At 36.4% G+C, this 22,953-nt stretch carries 24 protein-coding genes; 17 read left to right on the plus strand and 7 right to left on the minus strand.

What is annotated here, in order from left to right; genetic code table 11:
• Positions 1 to 31 precede the first annotated feature (31 nt).
• The 10 genes from infA (at position 32) to QMQ21_RS14715 (ending at position 6,859) form a co-directional block, all read left to right on the plus strand.
• The gene (gene infA, locus QMQ21_RS14670; protein ID WP_001029883.1) at positions 32 to 250 is read left to right on the plus strand and encodes a translation initiation factor IF-1; all 219 of its coding nucleotides are present in this window, start codon (positions 32 to 34) and stop codon (positions 248 to 250) included.
• Positions 251 to 274: 24 nt separating this feature from the next.
• Entirely contained in the window at positions 275 to 391 is a 117-nt protein-coding gene (rpmJ, locus tag QMQ21_RS14675; RefSeq protein WP_001808836.1) for a 50S ribosomal protein L36, read from the plus strand.
• A 17-nt stretch (positions 392 to 408) separates the two neighbouring features.
• Positions 409 to 774: a 30S ribosomal protein S13 gene (gene rpsM, locus QMQ21_RS14680; RefSeq protein WP_000090781.1), complete on the plus strand. Its 366-nt coding sequence runs from the start codon at positions 409 to 411 to the stop codon at positions 772 to 774.
• A gap of 17 nt (positions 775 to 791) precedes the next feature.
• Positions 792 to 1,175 (plus strand): 30S ribosomal protein S11, encoded by a 384-nt coding sequence (rpsK, locus tag QMQ21_RS14685; protein ID WP_001118385.1) that lies wholly within the window; start codon positions 792 to 794, stop codon positions 1,173 to 1,175.
• A 42-nt stretch (positions 1,176 to 1,217) separates the two neighbouring features.
• Positions 1,218 to 2,153, plus strand: coding sequence for a DNA-directed RNA polymerase subunit alpha (locus tag QMQ21_RS14690; protein ID WP_000568988.1), 936 nt, complete (start codon positions 1,218 to 1,220; stop codon positions 2,151 to 2,153).
• Between the two features lie 11 nt (positions 2,154 to 2,164).
• Positions 2,165 to 2,551: a 50S ribosomal protein L17 gene (gene rplQ / locus QMQ21_RS14695; protein ID WP_000331493.1), complete on the plus strand. Its 387-nt coding sequence runs from the start codon at positions 2,165 to 2,167 to the stop codon at positions 2,549 to 2,551.
• Positions 2,552 to 2,815: 264 nt separating this feature from the next.
• Complete coding sequence (locus QMQ21_RS14700; RefSeq protein ID WP_000644124.1) at positions 2,816 to 3,082, plus strand: ACT domain-containing protein; 267 nt, start codon at positions 2,816 to 2,818, stop codon at positions 3,080 to 3,082.
• A gap of 9 nt (positions 3,083 to 3,091) precedes the next feature.
• Positions 3,092 to 4,429 (plus strand): PFL family protein, encoded by a 1,338-nt coding sequence (locus QMQ21_RS14705; protein WP_284525455.1) that lies wholly within the window; start codon positions 3,092 to 3,094, stop codon positions 4,427 to 4,429.
• A gap of 17 nt (positions 4,430 to 4,446) precedes the next feature.
• Positions 4,447 to 5,925: a hypothetical protein gene (locus QMQ21_RS14710; protein ID WP_261814708.1), complete on the plus strand. Its 1,479-nt coding sequence runs from the start codon at positions 4,447 to 4,449 to the stop codon at positions 5,923 to 5,925.
• Between the two features lie 232 nt (positions 5,926 to 6,157).
• On the plus strand, positions 6,158 to 6,859 hold the full coding sequence (locus QMQ21_RS14715; RefSeq protein ID WP_084888270.1) for a histidine phosphatase family protein: 702 nt from the start codon (positions 6,158 to 6,160) through the stop codon (positions 6,857 to 6,859).
• Positions 6,860 to 6,952: 93 nt separating this feature from the next.
• Here QMQ21_RS14715 and QMQ21_RS14720 read toward each other — a convergent pair whose 3' ends face one another.
• The 7 genes from QMQ21_RS14720 to QMQ21_RS14750 all read right to left on the minus strand — a co-directional run bounded on the left by QMQ21_RS14720 (position 6,953) and on the right by QMQ21_RS14750 (position 15,609).
• Complete coding sequence (locus tag QMQ21_RS14720; protein WP_000440014.1) at positions 6,953 to 8,611, minus strand: ABC transporter permease; 1,659 nt, start codon at positions 8,609 to 8,611, stop codon at positions 6,953 to 6,955.
• Positions 8,601 to 9,692, minus strand: a complete 1,092-nt coding sequence (locus QMQ21_RS14725) for an ABC transporter ATP-binding protein (RefSeq protein ID WP_261034557.1) — start codon at positions 9,690 to 9,692, stop codon at positions 8,601 to 8,603. The genes QMQ21_RS14720 and QMQ21_RS14725 overlap by 11 nt, the downstream gene beginning before the upstream one ends.
• 12 nt (positions 9,693 to 9,704) lie before the next feature.
• Positions 9,705 to 10,751, minus strand: a complete 1,047-nt coding sequence (locus QMQ21_RS14730) for an ABC transporter substrate-binding protein (RefSeq protein ID WP_000731166.1) — start codon at positions 10,749 to 10,751, stop codon at positions 9,705 to 9,707.
• 161 nt (positions 10,752 to 10,912) lie between these two features.
• Positions 10,913 to 11,953, minus strand: coding sequence for an ABC transporter substrate-binding protein (locus QMQ21_RS14735; protein ID WP_261034559.1), 1,041 nt, complete (start codon positions 11,951 to 11,953; stop codon positions 10,913 to 10,915).
• A gap of 292 nt (positions 11,954 to 12,245) precedes the next feature.
• A complete protein-coding gene (locus QMQ21_RS14740; protein ID WP_000475407.1) occupies positions 12,246 to 13,016 on the minus strand; it encodes a response regulator transcription factor in 771 nt (256 codons plus the stop codon).
• The gene (locus QMQ21_RS14745; RefSeq protein WP_078228265.1) at positions 13,009 to 14,658 is read right to left on the minus strand and encodes a sensor histidine kinase; all 1,650 of its coding nucleotides are present in this window, start codon (positions 14,656 to 14,658) and stop codon (positions 13,009 to 13,011) included. The genes QMQ21_RS14740 and QMQ21_RS14745 overlap by 8 nt, the downstream gene beginning before the upstream one ends.
• 174 nt (positions 14,659 to 14,832) lie before the next feature.
• Entirely contained in the window at positions 14,833 to 15,609 is a 777-nt protein-coding gene (locus tag QMQ21_RS14750; RefSeq protein ID WP_000406173.1) for a glycyl-radical enzyme activating protein, read from the minus strand.
• A 121-nt stretch (positions 15,610 to 15,730) separates the two neighbouring features.
• Here QMQ21_RS14750 and QMQ21_RS14755 point away from each other — a divergent pair, with 121 nt between their 5' ends.
• The 7 genes from QMQ21_RS14755 to QMQ21_RS14785 all read left to right on the plus strand — a co-directional run bounded on the left by QMQ21_RS14755 (position 15,731) and on the right by QMQ21_RS14785 (position 22,942).
• On the plus strand, positions 15,731 to 16,477 hold the full coding sequence (locus QMQ21_RS14755) for a DeoR/GlpR family DNA-binding transcription regulator (protein WP_000824973.1): 747 nt from the start codon (positions 15,731 to 15,733) through the stop codon (positions 16,475 to 16,477).
• A 12-nt stretch (positions 16,478 to 16,489) separates the two neighbouring features.
• The gene (locus tag QMQ21_RS14760) at positions 16,490 to 17,470 is read left to right on the plus strand and encodes a sugar-binding transcriptional regulator (RefSeq protein ID WP_001070838.1); all 981 of its coding nucleotides are present in this window, start codon (positions 16,490 to 16,492) and stop codon (positions 17,468 to 17,470) included.
• A 195-nt stretch (positions 17,471 to 17,665) separates the two neighbouring features.
• Entirely contained in the window at positions 17,666 to 17,986 is a 321-nt protein-coding gene (locus QMQ21_RS14765) for a PTS lactose/cellobiose transporter subunit IIA (RefSeq protein ID WP_000402908.1), read from the plus strand.
• A 33-nt stretch (positions 17,987 to 18,019) separates the two neighbouring features.
• Positions 18,020 to 18,328, plus strand: a complete 309-nt coding sequence (locus QMQ21_RS14770; RefSeq protein WP_000238723.1) for a PTS sugar transporter subunit IIB — start codon at positions 18,020 to 18,022, stop codon at positions 18,326 to 18,328.
• A 16-nt stretch (positions 18,329 to 18,344) separates the two neighbouring features.
• Positions 18,345 to 19,634 (plus strand): PTS sugar transporter subunit IIC, encoded by a 1,290-nt coding sequence (locus tag QMQ21_RS14775; protein WP_001096818.1) that lies wholly within the window; start codon positions 18,345 to 18,347, stop codon positions 19,632 to 19,634.
• A 182-nt stretch (positions 19,635 to 19,816) separates the two neighbouring features.
• Positions 19,817 to 22,255, plus strand: coding sequence for a glycyl radical protein (locus QMQ21_RS14780; RefSeq protein ID WP_000247406.1), 2,439 nt, complete (start codon positions 19,817 to 19,819; stop codon positions 22,253 to 22,255).
• A gap of 18 nt (positions 22,256 to 22,273) precedes the next feature.
• Positions 22,274 to 22,942, plus strand: coding sequence for a fructose-6-phosphate aldolase (locus QMQ21_RS14785; RefSeq protein WP_000395421.1), 669 nt, complete (start codon positions 22,274 to 22,276; stop codon positions 22,940 to 22,942).
• Positions 22,943 to 22,953: the final 11 nt, after the last annotated feature.

The raw sequence follows: 22,953 nt of genomic DNA on the forward strand, positions 1-22,953 counted from the left end.
ATCGAATCGAAATTTATGGAGGTGCTTTTGCGTGGCAAAAGACGATGTGATTGAAGTTGAAGGCAAAGTAGTTGATACAATGCCGAATGCAATGTTTACGGTTGAACTTGAAAATGGACATCAGATTTTAGCAACAGTTTCTGGTAAAATTCGTAAAAACTATATTCGTATTTTAGCGGGAGATCGTGTTACTGTCGAAATGAGTCCATATGACTTGACACGTGGACGTATCACTTACCGCTTTAAATAATCGAAAAACTTGGAGGGATAAGAAATGAAAGTAAGACCATCGGTCAAACCAATTTGCGAATACTGTAAAGTTATTCGTCGTAATGGTCGTGTTATGGTAATTTGCCCAGCAAATCCAAAACACAAACAACGTCAAGGATAAGATAGAAAGGAGAAAACATGGCTCGTATTGCTGGAGTTGACATTCCAAATGACAAACGCGTAGTAATCTCATTGACTTATGTTTATGGTATCGGACTTGCAACATCTAAGAAAATTTTGGCTGCTGCTGGAATCTCAGAAGATGTTCGTGTACGTGATCTTACATCAGATCAAGAAGATGCTATCCGTCGTGAAGTGGATGCAATCAAAGTTGAAGGTGACCTTCGTCGTGAAGTAAACTTGAACATCAAACGTTTGATGGAAATCGGTTCATACCGTGGTATCCGTCACCGTCGTGGACTTCCTGTCCGTGGACAAAACACTAAAAACAACGCTCGCACTCGTAAAGGTAAAGCTGTTGCGATTGCTGGTAAGAAAAAATAATATAGGAGGTAAAAGTCTTGGCTAAACCAACACGTAAACGTCGTGTGAAAAAGAATATCGAATCTGGTATTGCTCATATTCACGCTACATTTAATAACACTATTGTTATGATTACTGATGTGCATGGTAATGCAATTGCTTGGTCATCAGCTGGTGCTCTTGGTTTCAAAGGTTCTCGTAAATCTACACCATTCGCTGCTCAAATGGCTTCTGAAGCTGCTGCTAAATCTGCACAAGAACACGGTCTTAAATCAGTTGAAGTTACTGTAAAAGGTCCAGGTTCTGGTCGTGAGTCAGCTATTCGTGCGCTTGCTGCCGCTGGTCTTGAAGTAACAGCAATTCGTGATGTGACTCCAGTGCCACACAATGGTGCTCGTCCTCCAAAACGTCGCCGTGTATAATCATCGCATTACACTGCTTTTCGTTTAAGAGGGAGTAACTAAATGATCGAGTTTGAAAAACCAAATATAACAAAAATTGATGAAAATAAAGATTATGGCAAGTTTGTAATCGAACCACTTGAACGTGGCTACGGTACAACTCTTGGTAACTCTCTTCGTCGTGTACTTCTAGCTTCTCTACCAGGAGCAGCTGTGACATCTATCAATATTGATGGTGTGTTACATGAGTTTGACACAGTTCCAGGTGTTCGTGAAGACGTGATGCAAATCATTCTGAACATTAAAGGAATTGCAGTGAAATCGTACGTTGAAGACGAAAAAATCATCGAACTGGATGTTGAAGGTCCTGCTGAGGTAACAGCTGGTGACATTTTGACAGATAGCGATATTGAAATTGTAAATCCAGATCATTATCTCTTTACAATCGGTGAAGGTTCTTCCCTAAAAGCGACTATGACTGTTAACAGTGGTCGTGGATATGTACCTGCTGATGAAAATAAAAAAGATAATGCACCAGTTGGAACACTTGCTGTAGATTCTATTTATACACCAGTTACAAAAGTCAACTATCAAGTGGAACCTGCTCGTGTAGGTAGCAATGATGGATTTGACAAATTAACCCTTGAAATCTTGACAAATGGAACAATTATTCCAGAAGATGCTTTAGGGCTTTCAGCACGTATTTTGACAGAACATCTTGATTTGTTTACAAATCTTACTGAGATTGCTAAGTCAACTGAAGTGATGAAAGAAGCTGATACTGAATCTGACGACCGTATTTTGGATCGTACGATTGAGGAACTGGACTTGTCTGTGCGTTCATACAACTGTTTGAAACGTGCCGGTATCAATACTGTGCATGATTTGACAGAAAAATCTGAAGCAGAGATGATGAAAGTACGAAATCTTGGACGCAAGAGTTTGGAAGAAGTGAAACTCAAACTCATTGATTTGGGTCTTGGATTAAAAGATAAATAAAGGAGGAATAAATGGCTTACCGTAAACTAGGACGCACTAGCTCACAACGTAAAGCAATGCTTCGCGATTTGACAACTGACCTTTTGATCAACGAATCAATCGTGACAACTGAAGCTCGTGCTAAAGAAATCCGTAAAACTGTTGAAAAAATGATTACTCTAGGTAAACGTGGTGATTTGCATGCACGTCGTCAAGCAGCTGCTTTCGTACGTAATGAAATCGCATCTGAAAACTATGATGAAGCAACTGATAAGTACACTTCTACTACAGCACTTCAAAAATTGTTCTCAGAAATTGCACCTCGTTATGCTGAACGTAACGGTGGATACACTCGTATCCTTAAAACTGAACCACGTCGTGGTGATGCAGCGCCAATGGCGATCATCGAATTAGTATAAAATCATCAATTTTGTTGAGTGTTATGATGATGGAGTCTTGTGCTCTTAGTCTAGCTCTGGTCTACCGCTAGGATTTCGGTCCTAGCGGGAACACTCATCATAAGTTGGGATAGTAGACGCTTGTTTACGAAATTGTTTTTTTCTTAAGAACAACTTCGTAAGCAGGCGTTTTTGAGTATTTTAGTTAGAATTATGCTATACTATTTGAAAAGAATCCTGTTTAATGTTCAGGTTTCCTATTAAAAGAAGAATTGGAGTTTGCTTATGAAAGCGATTATAACTGTTGTTGGTAAAGATAAATCTGGAATTGTTGCAGGTGTTTCTGGTAAAATAGCAGAATTGGGTTTGAATATTGATGATATCTCTCAAACTGTCTTGGATGAATATTTCACGATGATGGCTGTCGTCTCTAGTGATGAAAAGCAAGATTTTACCTATCTTCGTAATGAATTTGAAGCTTTTGGGCAAACTTTGAATGTGAAGATTAATATTCAGAGTGCAGCGATTTTCGAAGCTATGTATAATATCTAGGAGGTTATCATGGATATTAGACAAGTTACTGAAACCATCGCCATGATTGAGGAGCAAAACTTCGATATCAGAACTATTACCATGGGGATTTCCCTATTAGACTGTATTGATCCAGATATCAATCGTGCTGCGGAGAAAATTTATCAAAAGATTAGGACCAAGGCAGCTAATTTAGTGGCTGTTGGTGATGAAATTGCAGCTGAGTTGGGAATTCCAATCGTTAATAAGCGTGTATCGGTGACTCCTATTTCTCTGATAGGGGCAGCGACAGATGCGACGGACTACGTGGTTCTGGCAAAAGCGCTTGATAAGGCTGCGAAAGAAATCGGTGTGGATTTTATTGGTGGTTTCTCTGCCTTGGTACAAAAAGGTTATCAAAAGGGAGATGAGATTCTCATCAATTCTATTCCTCGTGCTTTGGCTGAAACGGACAAGGTCTGCTCGTCAGTCAATATCGGCTCAACCAAGTCTGGTATCAATATGACGGCTGTGGCAGATATGGGACGAATTATCAAGGAAACGGCAACTCTATCTGATATGGGGGCAGCTAAGTTGGTTGTATTCGCTAATGCTGTTGAGGACAATCCATTTATGGCGGGTGCCTTCCATGGTGTTGGGGAGGCAGATGTTATCATCAATGTCGGAGTTTCCGGTCCTGGTGTGGTGAAACGTGCCTTGGAAAAAGTTCGTGGACAGAGCTTTGATGTAGTAGCCGAAACAGTTAAGAAAACTGCCTTTAAAATCACTCGTATCGGTCAATTGGTTGGTCAAATGGCCAGTGAGAGACTGGGTGTGGAGTTTGGTATTGTGGACTTGAGTTTGGCGCCAACTCCTGCGGTTGGAGATTCTGTTGCACGTGTCCTTGAAGAAATGGGGCTAGAAACAGTTGGGACACACGGGACGACGGCTGCCTTGGCACTCTTGAACGACCAAGTTAAGAAGGGTGGAGTGATGGCCTGCAACCAAGTTGGTGGTTTGTCTGGTGCCTTTATTCCTGTTTCTGAGGATGAAGGAATGATTGCTGCAGTACAAAATGGCTCTCTTAATTTGGAAAAACTAGAAGCTATGACGGCTATCTGTTCCGTTGGTTTGGATATGATTGCCATTCCGGAGGATACACCTGCTGAAACCATTGCGGCCATGATTGCAGATGAAGCGGCAATTGGTGTCATTAACATGAAAACAACAGCTGTTCGTATTATTCCCAAAGGAAAAGAAGGCGATATGATTGAATTTGGTGGCCTATTAGGAACCGCACCAGTTATGAAGGTTAATGGGGCTTCGTCTGTTGATTTCATCTCTCGCGGTGGACAAATCCCAGCACCAATTCATAGTTTTAAAAATTAAGAAAATAGGAGAAAATGATGAAAAAAGAAATGAAACATGCTTTAGTAGCTTTAGGACTGTCGACTTTACTAGTCCCAACTTTTACAAGTCAAGTAGTTTCTGCGCAGGAAAATGATACGAATTCCAGAAATGAAAGTTTTTATAAGACAAATTTGGATGTTGAAAAAGCTGCTAGAAACCATTCAGAAGAAATTAAGAGTAAGTTATTAAAAGAAATTGATAATATAGATTGGACTATACTTCGTTTTCAAGATAGTGATATTTTAAAACTAAAAAATGCTATAGTTGAAAAAATGAATGAGATAACAGAGAAAAATGTGAGTAATATTTCAAAAAAAGATTATTATTTGAACTATCTATATTTGCAAGATTTAGAAAAAGTCATTATGATTATGGATAGTGAGAAGCCTAACTTTTTAGGATATGTTTTTGATATAGCTAGAATAAAAAAATATGATTTACTACTTCAACAAGTAGAAAAAGATAGTAACTTATACTCATCTGAGGAAAAGGAAAAAATACTTAGTGATTTAAAAATTTTTTATGGACCATTAACAGGCTGGTCGATACCTCGGGACCGTAATTATTTTGGTGATTACGATCCAGAAAATACTACTAACTTAACATTAAAAGATTATGTCCAAAACTTATCAACTTTTTATAAAAATGTTGATAAATCGAGTCCTAGTTTAATTCCAACGCAAAAAAACATTGAAAAGTTGAACGATGTGGCTTCTATTCAAAGAGAAGATATTAGAAGTGATGATAGTCTTTCAGGTTCAGACAAGATTAAATTATTCAAAGAAATAGCTAAGATAGTTAAAGAAGCAGAACACAAAATCGAAAAAGAAGCAGGTCTAATATATAAAGAAGAACCTGAAATAAGACATATGCTATCCCCTGAAGAGTTATCTGTCTTTACTAAGCGTATCGAAGATGTTTACCAAGGTAAAGCTAAGCCTAAGGTGACAAAAGAAGAGGCTATTCAAGCAGTTTCTACTGGGACTTCATCCTCAGTTTCATCTTCATCTCAAGCTACCGTTACTGCTAATGGAGAGACTAAGAAGGATTATCAAGCAAGTAAGTGGTTTAAAGAGTCTGGCAAATGGTACTACAATGACCTTTCTGGCAATCTTGTCAGAAACCGCTGGGTAGGCCGTTATTATCTAAAAGCAGATGCTTCAATGGCTGCGAGTGAATGGATTTATGATGAAGATTATAAGAGCTGGTTTTATGTTGATTCAACTGGTAGTTATGTGGAGAAAGCTTGGCAGGGCGAATACTACCTAAAACGTGGCGGTTACATGGCTAAGAGCGAGTGGGTATTTGATTCTCAGTATGATAGTTGGTATTATCTTAACCAAGATGGTAAATACGCTCGTAATCAATGGATTAAAGACGGAGATAAGTGGTATTACTTGTTAGCTGATGGGAAATTAGCAAAAAACATGACTATTAACGGTTATAAAGTAAATGAAAAAGGTGAATGGGTTTAATTTTTTAAGTTCTATTTAAGGTTAGATGTGTATACTATAATCATTAAATAAAGACCTCCTAATATTATTTGAAACAGATAACACTGATTTAGTTTGAATTTGATTTTCATCTAATATCTTTATTTAATAGAACTCCTAAACTTTTTCATAATAATCTCCTGCAAAAGTCGCCTGTCTGGGTGGCTTTTGTTTTATCATCCATGATATAATAGAAGCAAACGGAGGACGGAAAATGGTAAAAGTACGATTGTATTTGGTACGTCATGGCAAGACTATGTTTAACACGATTGGTCGCGCGCAAGGTTGGAGCGATACTCCCTTAACAGCTGAAGGTGAACGAGGGATTCAAGAATTAGGAATCGGTTTGCGCGAATCTGGTCTACAGTTTGAGCGTGCTTATTCGAGTGATTCTGGGCGCACCATTCAGACAATGGGAATTATCCTTGATGAACTTGGCTTGCAGGGAAAAATCCCTTATCGCATGGACAAGCGTATCAGAGAATGGTGTTTCGGTAGTTTTGACGGAGCTTATGATGGTGATCTTTTCATGGGCATTATTCCTCGTATCTTTAATGTGGACCACGTTCACCAATTGTCTTATGCTGAACTGGCTGAGGGTTTGGTAGAGGTCGATACAGCTGGTTGGGCTGAAGGCTGGGAAAAACTCAGTGGCCGAATTAAGGAAGGCTTTGAAGCGATTGCCAAAGAAATGGAAGAGCAGGGTGGGGGCAATGCCCTCGTTGTCAGCCACGGAATGACTATTGGAACCATTGTTTATCTAATTAATGGTATGCATCCGCATGGTCTAGATAATGGTAGCGTGACGATACTTGAATATGAGGACGGCCAGTTTAGCGTAGAAGTTGTCGGCGACCGTAGTTACCGAGAACTAGGACGTGAGAAGATGGAGGAAGCCTCTATTAAATCAGTCTAGACTTGCTTGCTATGAAATAGGGATTTGATAGGAATATCAAGATAAGAAAAAACAGCCGAGGTTAGTCCTTTCGGCTGTTTTTGATGGGGAAAACTAAAGTGTAATACTATTGCTTTTAGAGATTTTCATAAACAAGAGCAAGGAACCTACTGTTAGAACAGTCAGGATAGTTGACAAGGCTGCGGCTACACCGTAATTCCCTCTGAGAACCTCTGTATAAATAGCTACAGTCATTGTTCTTGTTTTGACATTGTAGAGGAGGATAGAAGTAGAGAGTTCTGAAATCATTGTGACCCAAGATAGGATGGCTCCAGAAATAATACCAGATAGCATCATTGGAGTTGTAATCTTGGCAAAGGTATTGAGACGGCTACTTCCTAAGCTTTCAGCAGCTTCTTCAATACTTGGGGCTATTTGTTGTAAGCTAGCAACAGATGAGCGAATAGTATACGGTAATCTTCTGACAGATAGGGACATAATTAAGATGAAAGCTGTCCCTGTAATCATAAGAAATCCACTTCCAAATAGACCGGTATTGAAAGAAGAAATGAAGGCAATCCCTAGAACAGTTCCGGGTACAATATAAGGTACCATACTGAGGCTGTCAATTAAGTTTGTAAACAAATTCCGTTTTCTAACGGCTAGGTAGGAGATAAATGTTGCGAATAGGACAACTAGAACTAAGGCAATCAAAGGGATACGAATGGTATTGAAAATAGCAGATCCCATACGATTGAAAGCCACCTTGTAACTGTTTAGAGAATAACCTTTGACAAATACCATACCTGATGTTTTTAGGAAAGAAGTATAAATCAAGTAGACTTGAGGTAGAACAGAGAACAAGATAATTCCGTAGACTGTTGCATAAATGGCAGCCATTTTTCCTTTTGTAGTTTTTTTAGGCTCAATTGGATGGAGCGAATTCATGCTGAAACTGTAGCGGTTTGAGATGTATTTTTGGATAAGGAAAATCGCCAAGGCAATGATAATCGCCATAATTGCTAAAGCAGATGCAAAAGCAGAATTTCCTCCAACCTCGCTAATGAATTGGGTATAAATCAAGACGGGGAAAGTCCGATATCCTTCACCAATCAACATAGGCGTTCCAAAGTCTGAGAATGCTCTCATAAATACAAGCAGGGCAGCTGCTAGTAAGGTTGGAACTAGGAGAGGTAAAACAACCGTTACGATACGCTTAAATCCGAAGGACCCCATGCTTTCAGCGGCTTCAAGTAGAGAATTGTCAATACTTTTCATTGTACCAGCAACGTATAGAAATACCAGTGGGAATAGTTGCAGTGTAAAGACAAGTACAATTCCTTTGAATCCATAAATATCGATAGCTGGAAGATGAAGAGAATTTGTCAGGAATTTAGTAATTACCCCATTTCGTCCCAGCAAGAGAATCCAGGAGTAGGCTCCCACGAAAGGAGCTGACATAGAAGCAATGATAATCAATATTTGTAGAAATTTCTTTCCCTTGAAGTCATACATAGAGAAGAGATAAGCTAATAGGGTTCCTACGACTAAGGAAGTGACAGTAGCGGTAATGGAGACCTTGAAACTGTTGACAAGTGTCTCAGAGTAGTAAGCTTTACTAAAGAAAGTGACAAAATTAGCTAGTGAGAATTGTCCTTCATGTATGAGTGCTTGCTTGAGCACGGTAACGATAGGATAAACGAGAAAGACAAGATAAGTAAGAAAGATGAAGAAAGAGGAGGCTGTCCAAATATTTAGTTTTTTACGTTCCATGGTTGACTCCTTTTATCAGGTTTTGGGAACCATCTGCAGAAAAGACGTTTAATTTTTGAGTATTGATTCGTAGACGAATACGATCGCCTTTTTGTAGATCTTCTTCAAAAGTTGATTCTTCGCTAACTTGAATTTTTGAGGCAAATCCTGTTTCGATGAAATACTCCGTATTTAGTCCAAGATAGACGCTATCGCTAATAGTTCCTTCAATATCTCCAGATTCATCTTTGATAAACTCTTCAGGACGAATGCTTACATGAATAGCTTGTGCCTTAGCCTGATCAAGGGATGGCATTCGAAGGGCATAGCCATCTGAAAAGACGATATAAGCGCCGTCGCTCCGTTTTTCAAGATTGGCAGGGATAATATTTGTGCGTCCGATAAAGGTTGCTACAAACTCATTAGCTGGTTTATGATAGAGTTCTTTTGGCCGACCGATTTGTTGGATGACTCCGTCTTTCATAACAGCAATTTGGTCTGAAATAGCCATAGCTTCTTCTTGGTCGTGGGTCACATAAACAGTTGTAATTCCCACTTCGTGTTGGATTTCTCGAATGGCTTGACGCATATCCAAGCGAAGTTTGGCATCTAGGTTACTAAGTGGCTCGTCCATGAGGAGAACACTTGGATTAACAGCTAAGGCACGTGCCAAGGCGACACGTTGTTGTTGTCCACCACTGAGTTTATCGGGCTTCCGATCCGCATATTGAGCAATTTGCATGAGTTCAAGATACTTATTGGTTTGTTGGACTAATTCCTCTTTTGGAACCTTCTTTTGCTTAAGACCAAAAGCAACATTGTCTCGGACAGTCAAATGTGGGAAAATAGCGTAGTTTTGGAAAACCATCCCGATATTGCGTTTGCTGGGTTCCATATTATTGATTTTTGTATCATCGAAGTAAAATTCTCCACCTTCGATACTGTTGAAACCTGCAATCATACGAAGAAGGGTCGTTTTCCCACACCCTGAAGGCCCAAGAAGGGTAAAGAGACTTCCTTTTGGAATTGTAATGTTCAAATTCTCAATAACAGGGACATCGTGATAGATTTTTTTTGCGTTAATAATTTTGATCTCACTCATAGTGAACCTCTTTTACTGTTTAGATTGGATATCTGTAAAGACTTCGTTGTATTTTTTAACGATATCTGATTTATTCTTGATGACATAATCATAATCTTCAGTGAGTGTTTTGATTTTGTCAATTGGTTTCATATTTTCGCTCGTTTTAGCATTTTTACGAACAGGACGGTTAGTAGTGGTTGTACCAAGTGTATCTTGTACTTCTTGAGAGATAATAAAATCGATAAATTTCTTGGCATTTTCCATATTTTTCGCTTTTTTAACGATAGCAGCACTAGCAGGTAGGAAGACTGTTCCTTCTTTTGGATAGACTACCTTAATGTTAGCTCCGTCATTTAAGAGTTTAACTGCTGGATCTTCATAAGAGAGACCAACAGCCATTTCTCCGTCAGCGACTGCTTTATAGACACCAGATGAGCTTGAACCGATTTTACCATCAATAAGTGTGAAGAGATCTTTTACATAAGACCAAGCTTTATCGTCTTTGTAACCACCTTGAGCTTGTAGCATATTTGTTAATTGAGCAAAGGCGCTAGAAGAGTTTGCTGGGTCAGCAGTTGCGATTTTTCCTTTTAGTTCAGGTTTGAGAAGGTCGCTATATCCTTCTATGTTCATGCCTTTAGTTAAATCAGGATTGACGATTAAAACACTACCATCTAGTGTATAAGGAGTAGAGTAGCCAGTTGTGTTTTGATATTCTTTGATAACATTATCATTTTCTTTTGAAGTATAGTTTTCAAAGAGTTCTCCGTGGGTAGCATATTGTGTATAAGAACCACCAAAGATAACATCGGCTACAGGAGCTTCTTTTTCTGACTCTAGTTTTTTGAAAAGTTCTCCAGTACCAGCTTGAATCAGTTCTACTTTAATACCGTATTTTTCTTCAAAGGCAGGAATAGTTGCTCCGATTAAGCCCTCTGAGTTTGGTGAATAAACGACTAGCGAACCGCCGTCTCCTTTATCAGATGAACCGCCATCGGCAGATTCATTAGAAGAACAAGCAGCAAGACCAAAAAGAGCTAGTCCGCAAGCAGCATAATACATCCATTTCTTTTTCATGATGGATACCTCCGTTATGTTATTTAAGTTTATTTTAAAACAATGTAAGCGTTTTTAAAACTGATAATTCTATTCTATTAGAGTAAAATTCTCTACAAAAACGGAAGTAATCTTTTGATTTTATAGTAGGGTTTGACAGTTAATCATTGGAAAGTCAAATGTTATTTTTTAGATTGGATATCTGTAAAAATATCATTATACTTTTTAAGAATGGCAGATTTGTTTTTTATGACATAATCGGAATCTTCAGTGGCAATATTGATTTCTGTCATAGCCTTCATATTTTTATTGGTTTTAGCATTTTTACGAATGGGTCTGATTGTTGTTTCAGTTCCTAGCTTATCTTGGATTTCTTGAGAAAGGAGGAAGTCGATAAACTTCTTAGCATTTTCCATGTGTTTGGCATTTTTGACGATAGCCGCGTTACCAGGTAAAAAGACGGTTCCTTCTTTTGGATAAATGACTTTTACATCAACTCCGTCGTTTAAAAGTTTTAAGGCAGGATCTTCATAGGTGAGTCCTACAGCCATTTCCCCATCGGCGACAGCTTTGTAAACATTTGAAGAACTAGATGCAATCTTTCCATCTACTAGGGTAAATAGATTTTTCACATAGGTCCAAGCTTGTTCATTTTCGTATCCACCTTGATCGACAAGCATGTTTGTTAATTGAGCAAAGGCGCTAGATGCATTACTTGGATCAGCGGTAGCAATTTTTCCTTTTAATTTAGGATTGAGTAGATCATTGTAGCCTTCAATTTTTATATCTTTTGTAAGGGCTGAATTGGCAATGATGACACTGACATCCAGTGTGTAAGGTGTGTAGAATCCTGTTTTATTTTGATATTCAGGGATTATCTGGTCGTTTTCTTGGGAAATATAAGGTTCAAAAAGATTTTCGTTAGAAGAGAAGAGGGCGTAGGAGCCTCCAAAAATGACATCAGCTACAGGGGATTCTTTTTCGGCCTCAGCTTTTTTGAACAATTCACCCGTGCTGGCTTGTACTAAATCAACCTTAATACCATATTTTTCTTCGAAGGCAGGTATTGTCTCTTCGATAAGGTCTTCAGGGTTAGGCGAGTAGACAACCAAAGTGTTATCTGAATCTTTTTCAGAGCTAGTTTCCGCTTCTATAGGAGAAGAACATCCTGATAAAGAAAGGAATATCCAGCTAAAAGAGAGAAAGAATAGTATTTTTTTCATAAGTATCTCCTTTTTTACGAACATTTTCTCTACCTAGATTATTAATGTTTTTAAATTGTAGAGTCCTACAGAATATAATAAAAACCTTAAAGAAATCTAAAACGAAAAATAGGAAATGAGTTCCTAGAGCAAGGATGGGTGAATTGTAGCTGAGATTTTGATGGTAATACTCTTCAAAACACGTCGCTTTATCTGCAATCTCAAAGCTATGATTTGAGTAGTTAGCACTTTGATTTTCATTGGGTAAAAGCACAAAATAAAAAGATTGCCTGAGCTGAGCAATCCTTTTACATCAATGGTTTTTATCCATGAGTTTTAATTCTTTTGGAGAAATATGGAGATACTTTTTAAAAACTTTTGCAAAATATTTATAGTCTGAAAATCCAATTTGTTCAGAGATATCGCTTAGGGGGGAATTGGGGGATTCAGCCATTTTATCTATAGCTTGCTTGAGGCGGTAGCGTAAGATATATTCATTTAGCGTCATTGGGAAGTCTTCTTTGATAACCTTATATAGATAACTTTCGCTATACCCTAGATTCTCTGCAATGCTAGAAATGGTAAAGTGCATACAGTAGTGTTGATGAACAAATTCAAGAATTTGCTGAATGATTTGGTTTTGTGTATCAATTTGTTGGATAGAGGTAAGTAAAGTTTGATATTCTTCTAAAAAAGGAGTTTCTTGACGAGTGCTAACTCGTAATCGCAAAACAATTTTTTGAAGACATTCTGTCAACTCCTTGGTATCAATTGGTTTGGATAAGAAATCAACTGCCCCATATTGCATGGCTTTTTTGGCATTTTGAAAATCGTTATAACCTGATAAGATAACTTTTTCATAGGAGAGAGTACGAGTGGCTTCGAACATCATAAAAGCATCCATAATTGGCATTGTGATGTCTGTTAAGACAATATGAGGTTCTTTTTCTTGGATGAGTTTCATTCCCTCTTGACCGTGACTGGCAGTTCCTACTACTTGGATACCTAAGGCAGAGTAGTCTACGGCAATCTCTAGCCATTTTCGAATGAGGTGTTCGTCTTCTACGATAATGAGCTTAAACATGAGTTAGTCCTTTCGTTATAAATTTGACCCAAGTTTCTCCTTGGCGATTGACTCCTAAATCTAGCTGGACATCAGAAAAGAAATTGCTCAATCGTTTATAGCTGTTAACGATGCCATGCTGGGTATGAGGGCTTTCTAAAGAGTCTAAAATAGCGAGTCGCTCTTGTTTTGTGAGTCCTCCAGCATTATCCTTGACTAAAAAAGTTAGAGAATCTGCTTCCAAGGTAATTTGGATATCAATATGAAGATCAATACGGTATTGCATCCCATATTTTATAGCATTTTCTACTAGAGGAAGCAAGAAAAGTTTAGGAATAGGTTGATTATCGATAGTTTCTGGGCAGACAATATCATAGGAAAAGTGCTCGAAACGAATCTTATGAATAATAAGGTAATCCTCTATAATCTTTAAATCTTGGCAAATGGTTGTTTCTTTTTCTAAATCGGTGATACTGTAGCGAAGAATGCGCGTGAGATTTTGAATCAGGTCTTGTGTGAGAGCTGCATCCATTAAAGAAGTAATTTTAATTGTCTCAAGCGTATTGTAGAGAAAATGAGGATTGAACTGAGCTTCCAGCATTTTTCTTTCAAAAATCCACTTTTCTTTTTCGATGGTCAACATTTTCTGATGAAGTTGATCTAATTCATACAACATATTATTAATTTTTTCGGCCATAAATTCAAACTCATCACCTGTTTGTAGAGAAAGTCTTTTTTCTGCTTGTTTGGGAATTTCTTGAAGTTGGTAAACTAAGCTTTCAATAGGAACAGCGTTGTGTGTAGCAATCTTATGAGCAATTCGTCTTGCTTGCCAGAAGTAGAGGAAGAATATACATAAGGTGAGAATGGAGGCTAGGCCGAGTAAGCTAGGAATAGGAAAAAAGGATTGAAAAGTATAGATTGAAAAAATAGCACCGACTTTTTCTTTTTGAACAATAAGCGGTTCATTCTCATACCAGTGGGTACGAGAGTGTAGGAGTTTTTCATCAAATTTTTCAAGAGTGGAGCGAGTGAACTGGTTTGTATTGTTGGAAAACATATTTCCAAAGCTATCGGTAATGATGTATTTAGAATTTATCATTGGGAAACTTGAGATGAAATCATTCTCATTTACGAAAGCAATCGTATAGGCTATAACTCGTTGGTTTTGAAGTAGTGGTTTGATAAAGAGTGTGTAATGTTGCTTATCTGAAGAGAGTGCAATTTTTTCTGTAACTTTTTCTTGAGAAGGATTTTGAATGAGCAGTTTTAGATAGTAGGGAGATAAAATACTTTCTTGATGATTGCGATTGGTACTAAATAGTAATTCACCTGTATCACTTAGGATAATGAGGTCAGAACTAAGTTTTAATTTAGCTTTTGTCTCGTAAAATAAGCTAAAGACTTCTCTCTCTGTGTGTTTGCCATCCAAAAATCCAGGAATCATTTTATAGTTCATAGTGGTCAGGAGCTCATTATTTGCTTCTTTCATCTCTTGAACTTGTTTGACAATCTGTCTCGTGTCTTTGGAGAGTTGTTGCTTTTGTAAAAAATAGGAAAAACCAAAAAGTAAAATGAGTAGTAAAAGAGAGGTCATAAAGGCTGCGATAGAGCTTCTATGGAGAATTTCTTTTTGGAGAGATTTTTTAAAGGAATGAGACATCCGCTACCTCCTTGGAAGGGTTTTCTGTTATAAGTATAGCAGTTTAAAAATTCTAGAGCAAGGTAAAATAGAAAAGGTTTGGCTAAAATTTTTTAGCTAAACCTTTTGAAAAGTTAAGTATGTATTATAGATGCTTGTTATCTGCAAATAGCTAGAGCATTTCAAGGAAATGAACTAGAAATAACAATTAATATGATGGTTCAGAAATACCTTTTGATAATCAATAAGATCTTCAGGATGAAGTGCGTTGACTCCATCCATTTCATATTTCCGATTTAATAAACGATATTTGTTTTCACCAAATTGATGAAAAGGGAGTAGTTGAACTTGGTCGATATTTAATGAGTTAAATAGAGTAGCGAATTCTTCTGCATCCTCTAAACTATTGTTAAAATCAGGGATAACTGGGATTCTTAAAACGATAGTTTTATGTTGAGAAAAAGCATAATGAATGTTTTTAATAATCATTTGATTAAAAACTCCAGTCACTTTTTTATGTTTTATAGAATTATAATGTTTTAGGTCTGTGTAGATAAAATCCACATATTGGATTAAATCAACAAATTTTTCATGATCAACAAAGGCAGTAGTTTCAATGGCAGTGTGTATGTGATGTTCTTTAGCTGACTTTAAGATGGCTTTAGCAAATTCAAACTGAGCAAATATTTCACCCCCTGATAAAGTTAAACCTCCACCGGATTCTTCGTAAAATTCTTTATCTTTTAATACCTCTGTAATAATTTCTTCTACAGTTTTTTCTTCACCTACTAAAGTGAATTTTTCTCGTTGAGCATCTTTCATTTTTTCAGGTTTCATTCTTTGAGATTCAGGATTAGAACACCATGGACAGCGCAGAGGACATCCTTTTAAAAAAACAGTTGTACGAATACCCGGACCGTCATGAATTGAAAAGTGTTGAATATTAAAAATAATTCCTTTAGATATTTCCATAAGAGTTCCTCCTCTTTATAATTCTATCCTATCACAAAAACGAAAGAAAAACAATTACGAACGAAAGTTTAATTTGTTGTTTTTTGCTTTTTATTTTGGTAGAATAAAACGGAGGTGTAAAATGAAAAGATTGGAACAAATTATTAAATTAGTATCAGAATATGAAAAGATTGATGTTAATACATTATCGGAAAAATTAAATGTATCGAAAGTAACGATTAGAAAAGATTTAGATAAATTAGAGTCAAAAGGCTTATTACACAGAGAGCATGGATATGCTGTGTTAAATAGTGGAGATGACTTAAATGTACGCTTGTCAATTAATTATGAAATTAAGAGAAAAATTGTTCAAGAAGCAGTAAAATTGGTATCAGATAATGAAACAATAATGATAGAATCTGGTTCAACCTGTGCTTTACTTGCTGAGGAAATTTGCAAGCAAAAAAGAAATGTCACTATTGTAACAAATTCATTTTTTATAGCAAATTTTGTAAGAGGTTATGATTCATGTCGTGTTATTGTTCTTGGTGGAGAGTTTCAGAAAGATTCACAGGTTACCGTAGGACCTTTATTAAAAGAAATGATACAGACTTTTCATGTGCGTCAAGCTTTTGTTGGGACAGATGGCTACGATAAAGAGATGGGCTTTACAGGAAAAGATTTAATGCGCAGTGAGGTAGTTCAATATATTTCAGCAGCGTCGGATAAAGTCATTGTGCTAACTGACTCAAGTAAATTTGATAAAAGGGGTACAGTAAGAAGATTTGCTTTAAGTCAAGTCTATGAAGTAATAACAGACGAAAAACTTTCTAAACAAAATATAGCTACATTAGAAAATGCTGGGATAATGGTTAAGGTAGTTTCGTAAGAGGTTAAGTGTATGAATCAAGATAGGAATAAACTGCTCTCTAAAATTGCTTATCTGTATTATATTGAAAACTTAAATCAGTCACAAATAGCAGCAAAATTAGGAATTTATAGAACCTCTATTAGTAGAATGTTAACAGAAGCAAGGAATGCAGGAATTGTTAAAATTGAAATAGAGAATTTTGATACCAATATGTTTAAGTTGGAAAATTATGTAAAAGAAAAATATGGTCTGGAAAGTTTAGAAATTATTCCAAATGAATTTGATGACAATCCAACAATTTTATCTGAAAGAATTTCTCAAGTTGCAGCAGGTGTCCTTAGGAATTTAATTGATGATAATATGAAAATTGGCTTTTCTTGGGGAAAAAGTTTAAGTAATTTAGTAGATTTAATCCACAGCAAAAGTGTTCGAAATGTTCACTTCTATCCTCTAGCAGGTGGTCCTAGTCACATACACGCTAAATACCATGTGAATACACTGATTTATGAAATGTCTAGAAAATTTCATGGAGAGTGTACATTTATGAATGCAACAATTGTGCAAGAAAATAAATTGTTAGCAGATGGTATTTTGCAATCAAGATATTTTGAAGATTTGAAAAATAGTTGGAAAGATTTAGATATAGTTGTGGTTGGGATTGGTGATTTTAGTAATAAAGGAAAACATCAATGGTTAGACATGCTTACAGAGGATGACTTTAAAGAATTGACAAAAGTTAAAACTGTAGGGGAAATTTGTTGTCGATTCTTTGATTCAAAAGGTAAAGAAGTTTATGAGAACTTACAGGAAAGAACGATAGCAATCTCTTTGGAAGATTTAAAAAATATTCCTCAAAGTTTAGCTGTTGCTTATGGTGATACGAAAGTATCTGCGATTCTTTCTGTATTGCGTGCTAATCTAGTAAATCATCTGATTACAGATAAAAATACAATTTTAAAAGTTTTAGAAGAAGATGGTGATTTTTCTTTTCGAAATATTTTATGCGAGTGAAAATGATAGACTGATATCAGTTTATCGTTTTTTCTTTTTAATCAATTGCACATTTGTGCTTATATAAATAAAAATAGTTTATTTGTTGTCTTTAGATTGACAAGTTTATTATGTAGTTGTATTCTATAGTTACAAAAGAAAATTTTAAAATTTCAAATGAAAAAGCTTTTTACATAGTGAAATGAGGAGGAATTTATGGAAATTATTGTTCCAGATCAAATTATCATGGGTTTAATTTTATATGCTGGCGATGCGAAACAACATATTTATAAAGCGTTAGATTATATAAAAAACGGTACATGTGAACGATGTGAAGAAGAAATCCAGTTAGCTGATGCAGCCTTATTAGAAGCCCATAATCTACAAACAAAATTCTTGGCACAGGAAGCGTCTGGTACAAAGACAGAAATAACAGCTCTCTTTGTTCATTCACAAGATCATCTCATGACTAGTATGACGGAGATTAATTTAATCAAAGAAATTATTAGTTTGAGAAAAGAACTTCACAAAAAATAATACTAGAGTATTAACATAGAGGAGGAAAATATAATGGTGAAGATTGGTTTGTTTTGTGCAGCAGGCTTTTCTACTGGTATGCTTGTAAATAATATGAAAATTGCAGCGCAATCTAGTGGAGTTGAGGCAGAAATAGAGGCATTTTCTCAGTCTAAATTAGCGGATTATGCCCCAAATCTAGATGTTGCACTGTTGGGGCCTCAAGTTGCTTATACATTAGATAAATCAAAAGAAATTTGTGATAAGTGTGATGTTCCGATAGCTGTTATTCCGATGATGGACTATGGTATGTTAGATGGGAAAAAAGTATTAGATTTGGCCCTATCTTTGATTAGTGGGTAAGAAAAGGAGGTTTATTATGGCAAAGATGGATGTTCAAAAAATCATTGCACCTATGATGAAGTTTGTGAATATGCGTGGTATTATAGCTCTAAAAGATGGTATGTTAGCAATTTTGCCATTGACAGTAGTTGGTAGTTTATTCTTGATTATGGGACAATTGCCATTTGAAGGATTAAACAAGAGCATTGCTAGTGTATTTGGAGCAAATTGGACAGAGCCGTTTATGCAAGTATATTCAGGAACTTTTGCGATTATGGGTCTAATTTCTTGTTTTTCAATTGCCTATTCTTATGCTAAGAATAGCGGAGTAGAGGCTTTGCCAGCTGGGGTTCTATCTGTATCTGCATTCTTTATTTTGCTAAGATCATCTTATATCCCTAAACAAGGTGAGGCAATTGGGGATGCTATTAGTAAAGTTTGGTTTGGAGGTCAAGGAATTATCGGTGCTATCATTATAGGTTTGGTAGTAGGAAGTATTTATACCTTCTTTATAAAGAGAAAAATTGTTATTAAGATGCCAGAACAAGTTCCACAAGCTATTGCGAAACAGTTTGAAGCAATGATTCCAGCATTTGTAATTTTCTTACTTTCTATGATTGTATATATTTTAGCGAGCTCATTGACTAATGGCGGAACATTCATAGAAATGATTTATTCTGCTATTCAAGTTCCATTGCAAGGTTTAACTGGATCTTTGTATGGTGCAATTGGAATTGCATTCTTTATATCATTTTTGTGGTGGTTTGGTGTTCATGGACAATCGGTAGTAAATGGAGTAGTGACAGCTCTGCTTTTATCTAATCTTGATGCTAATAAAGCTATGTTAGCCTCTGGGAATCTATCATTAGAAAATGGTGCACATATTGTTACTCAACAATTTTTAGATTCATTTTTAATTCTATCTGGTTCAGGGATTACGTTTGGACTTGTAGTTGCGATGCTTTTTGCATCAAAATCTAAACAGTACCAAGCGTTAGGGAAAGTAGCAGCTTTTCCAGCAATATTTAACGTAAATGAGCCAGTTGTATTTGGATTTCCGATTGTCATGAATCCAGTTATGTTTGTACCTTTCATTCTTGTTCCTGTACTTGCAGCTGTTATAGTATATGGAGCTATTGCAACAGGTTTCATGCAGCCATTTTCAGGAGTTACATTACCTTGGAGCACCCCAGCTATTATATCAGGATTTATGGTTGGTGGATGGCAAGGAGTTATTACTCAGCTGGTGATATTAGCGATGTCTACATTAGTTTATTTCCCATTCTTTAAAGTACAGGATCGTTTAGCTTGTCAGAATGAAGCATGATAATTCTAAAAAAACATTTGTGTATTATCATTAAACACACACATTTGTGCTAAAAATTAGAGAGTTAAAGTTTTTCTAGTTAAAAGCTTGAAATTTTCTAAAAAACCAGGTATTATATTTTCGAAAGAAACAAAAATATTTTCGAAAGAAACAAAAATATTTTCGAAAGAAAGGTGCTTATTATGGTAAATAAAGAAGTAGCAAGAACGACAATTAAGACAGAATATTTTGGTAGCCTTACTGAAAGGATGAACAAATATCGAGAAGATGTTTTAAATAAAAAACCTTATATTGATGCTGAGAGAGCGGTTCTAGCAACACGCGCTTATGATCGATATAAGGAACAACCTAATGTCCTAAAACGCGCCTATATGCTGAAAGAAATTTTGGAAAATATGACTATCTATATCGAAGAAGAATCTATGATTGCGGGAAATCAAGCTTCTTCCAATAAAGATGCTCCTATTTTTCCAGAATATACGCTAGAATTTGTTCTCAATGAGTTGGATCTTTTTGAAAAGCGTGATGGAGATGTTTTCTATATTACTGAAGAAACAAAAGAACAACTTAGAAGTATTGCTCCGTTTTGGGAAAATAATAATTTACGTGCTAGAGCTGGTGCCTTGTTACCTGAAGAAGTGTCTGTTTATATGGAAACAGGATTCTTCGGTATGGAAGGTAAGATGAATTCTGGAGATGCTCACTTAGCAGTTAACTATCAGAAACTGTTGCAATTTGGTTTAAGAGGTTTTGAAGAGCGAGCTCGTAAAGCGAAAGCAGCTCTAGATTTAACAGATCCAGCAAGTATTGATAAATATCATTTTTACGACTCTATATTTATCGTAATCGATGCTATTAAAGTATATGCAAATCGCTTTGTTGCTCTTGCTAAAAATTTAGCCGAAAATGCAAATCCTAAACGTAAGAAAGAATTACTTGAGATTGCAGATATTTGCTCTAGAGTCCCATATGAACCGGCAACTACTTTTGCAGAAGCTATTCAATCAGTTTGGTTTATTCAATGTATTTTACAAATTGAATCTAATGGCCACTCTCTTTCATATGGTCGTTTTGATCAATATATGTATCCATATATGAAGGCTGATTTAGAAAGTGGTAAAGAAACAGAAGATAGCATTGTTGAACGTCTGACAAATCTTTGGATTAAGACAATTACAATTAATAAGGTTCGCAGTCAAGCACATACATTTTCTTCAGCAGGAAGTCCTTTATATCAAAATGTTACCATTGGTGGACAGACTCGAGATAAGAAGGATGCTGTTAACCCATTATCTTATTTGGTATTAAAATCAGTTGCACAAACCCATCTACCGCAACCTAATCTAACTGTACGTTACCATGCAGGTTTAGATGCTCGTTTCATGAATGAGTGTATTGAAGTGATGAAACTTGGTTTTGGTATGCCTGCATTTAATAATGATGAGATTATTATTCCTTCTTTTATTGCAAAAGGAGTATTGGAAGATGATGCTTATGATTACAGTGCCATTGGATGTGTTGAAACGGCAGTTCCAGGGAAATGGGGCTATCGTTGCACAGGTATGAGTTATATGAACTTCCCTAAGGTTCTACTTATCACGATGAATGATGGAATTGATCCGGCTTCGGGTAAACGGTTTGCACCAAGCTTTGGTCATTTTAAGGATATGAAGAACTTTTCTGAATTAGAAAATGCTTGGGATAAAACACTAAGATATTTGACACGAATGAGTGTTATTGTTGAAAATTCTATTGATTTATCATTGGAACGAGAAGTTCCTGATATTCTATGTTCAGCATTGACTGATGATTGTATTGGTCGTGGAAAACACCTTAAAGAAGGTGGAGCAGTATATGATTATATATCAGGTTTGCAAGTTGGAATTGCAAATTTGTCGGATTCATTAGCTGCAATTAAAAAATTGGTATTTGAGGAAGAACGTATAAGCCCAAGTCAGCTTTGGCATGCACTGGAAACAGATTATGCCGGGGAAGAAGGTAAGGTCATTCAAGAAATGTTGATTCATGATGCACCTAAGTACGGTAATGATGATGATTATGCCGACAAATTGGTTACTGCTGCTTATGACATTTATGTTGATGAAATTGCTAAATATCCTAATACACGTTATGGAAGAGGTCCTATTGGAGGAATTCGTTATTCAGGAACATCTTCTATCTCAGCCAACGTAGGACAGGGACGTGGAACATTAGCAACGCCAGATGGACGCAACGCGGGTACACCGTTAGCAGAGGGTTGTTCACCATCACATAATATGGATCAACACGGCCCTACATCTGTTTTAAAATCTGTTTCAAAATTACCAACAGATGAAATCGTAGGTGGGGTTCTCTTAAATCAGAAAGTAAATCCTCAAACGTTAGCCAAAGAAGAAGATAAATTAAAACTAATTGCTTTGTTACGAACATTCTTTAATCGTTTACATGGGTACCATATTCAATACAATGTTGTTTCCAGAGAGACGTTGATTGACGCTCAGAAACATCCTGAAAAACACAGAGATTTAATTGTTCGTGTTGCAGGATACTCTGCATTCTTCAATGTTCTTTCTAAGGCAACCCAAGATGATATTATAGGACGTACTGAGCATACATTGTAAAATAAAGAGGTTCTTTTTATGGAATTTATGCTTGACACATTAAATTTAGATGAGATTAAAAAATGGTCTGAAATTTTACCGCTAGCTGGGGTAACTTCAAATCCCACTATTGCAAAAAGAGAGGGTTCTATTAATTTTTTTGAACGAATCAAAGATGTAAGAGAATTGATTGGCTCTGCACCCTCTATTCATGTTCAGGTGATTTCTCAAGATTTTGAAGGCATCTTAAAGGATGCTCATGAAATTCGAGGACAAGCAGGAGATGATGTATTTATCAAAGTACCTGTTACTCCAGCTGGATTACGTGCAATAAAGGTGCTAAAAAAAGAGGGCTACCATATCACTGCAACAGCTATTTATACGGTTATTCAGGGATTCTTAGCTATCGAAGCAGGAGCGGATTACCTAGCTCCATATTATAATAGGATGGAAAATCTGAACATTGATTCAAATTCTGTCATTCGTCAATTAGCTCTTGCTATTGATAGACAGAACTCTCCTAGTAAGATTTTAGCTGCATCCTTTAAAAATGTAGCACAAGTAAATAATTCTTTAGCTGCAGGTGCGCATGCTGTTACAGCAGGAGCAGATGTTTTTGAATCAGCTTTCGCCATGCCATCTATCCAAAAGGCGGTTGATGATTTTTCTGACGATTGGTTTGTTATTCAAAATAGTCGTTCCATTTAGATAGAGAGGAG

This window comes from Streptococcus bouchesdurhonensis (assembly GCF_948472335.1).

What these genes read in the sequence shown, in the direction of transcription:
- QMQ21_RS14745 (WP_078228265.1), bottom strand. Translation starts at nt 14,658, where the DNA reads ATGTCTCATTCCTTTAAAAAATCTCTCCAAAAAGAAATTCTCCATAGA.
- QMQ21_RS14730 (WP_000731166.1), bottom strand. Translation starts at nt 10,751, where the DNA reads ATGAAAAAGAAATGGATGTATTATGCTGCTTGCGGACTAGCTCTTTTT.
- QMQ21_RS14775 (WP_001096818.1), top strand. Translation starts at nt 18,345, where the DNA reads ATGGCAAAGATGGATGTTCAAAAAATCATTGCACCTATGATGAAGTTT.
- QMQ21_RS14725 (WP_261034557.1), bottom strand. Translation starts at nt 9,692, where the DNA reads ATGAGTGAGATCAAAATTATTAACGCAAAAAAAATCTATCACGATGTC.
- rpmJ (WP_001808836.1), top strand. Translation starts at nt 275, where the DNA reads ATGAAAGTAAGACCATCGGTCAAACCAATTTGCGAATACTGTAAAGTT.
- QMQ21_RS14720 (WP_000440014.1), bottom strand. Translation starts at nt 8,611, where the DNA reads ATGGAACGTAAAAAACTAAATATTTGGACAGCCTCCTCTTTCTTCATC.
- QMQ21_RS14750 (WP_000406173.1), bottom strand. Translation starts at nt 15,609, where the DNA reads ATGGAAATATCTAAAGGAATTATTTTTAATATTCAACACTTTTCAATT.
- QMQ21_RS14785 (WP_000395421.1), top strand. Translation starts at nt 22,274, where the DNA reads ATGGAATTTATGCTTGACACATTAAATTTAGATGAGATTAAAAAATGG.
- QMQ21_RS14710 (WP_261814708.1), top strand. Translation starts at nt 4,447, where the DNA reads ATGAAAAAAGAAATGAAACATGCTTTAGTAGCTTTAGGACTGTCGACT.
- QMQ21_RS14705 (WP_284525455.1), top strand. Translation starts at nt 3,092, where the DNA reads ATGGATATTAGACAAGTTACTGAAACCATCGCCATGATTGAGGAGCAA.
- QMQ21_RS14755 (WP_000824973.1), top strand. Translation starts at nt 15,731, where the DNA reads ATGAAAAGATTGGAACAAATTATTAAATTAGTATCAGAATATGAAAAG.
- rplQ (WP_000331493.1), top strand. Translation starts at nt 2,165, where the DNA reads ATGGCTTACCGTAAACTAGGACGCACTAGCTCACAACGTAAAGCAATG.
- QMQ21_RS14770 (WP_000238723.1), top strand. Translation starts at nt 18,020, where the DNA reads ATGGTGAAGATTGGTTTGTTTTGTGCAGCAGGCTTTTCTACTGGTATG.
- QMQ21_RS14700 (WP_000644124.1), top strand. Translation starts at nt 2,816, where the DNA reads ATGAAAGCGATTATAACTGTTGTTGGTAAAGATAAATCTGGAATTGTT.
- QMQ21_RS14780 (WP_000247406.1), top strand. Translation starts at nt 19,817, where the DNA reads ATGGTAAATAAAGAAGTAGCAAGAACGACAATTAAGACAGAATATTTT.
- QMQ21_RS14740 (WP_000475407.1), bottom strand. Translation starts at nt 13,016, where the DNA reads ATGTTTAAGCTCATTATCGTAGAAGACGAACACCTCATTCGAAAATGG.
- rpsM (WP_000090781.1), top strand. Translation starts at nt 409, where the DNA reads ATGGCTCGTATTGCTGGAGTTGACATTCCAAATGACAAACGCGTAGTA.
- QMQ21_RS14765 (WP_000402908.1), top strand. Translation starts at nt 17,666, where the DNA reads ATGGAAATTATTGTTCCAGATCAAATTATCATGGGTTTAATTTTATAT.
- QMQ21_RS14760 (WP_001070838.1), top strand. Translation starts at nt 16,490, where the DNA reads ATGAATCAAGATAGGAATAAACTGCTCTCTAAAATTGCTTATCTGTAT.
- QMQ21_RS14735 (WP_261034559.1), bottom strand. Translation starts at nt 11,953, where the DNA reads ATGAAAAAAATACTATTCTTTCTCTCTTTTAGCTGGATATTCCTTTCT.
- QMQ21_RS14690 (WP_000568988.1), top strand. Translation starts at nt 1,218, where the DNA reads ATGATCGAGTTTGAAAAACCAAATATAACAAAAATTGATGAAAATAAA.
- QMQ21_RS14715 (WP_084888270.1), top strand. Translation starts at nt 6,158, where the DNA reads ATGGTAAAAGTACGATTGTATTTGGTACGTCATGGCAAGACTATGTTT.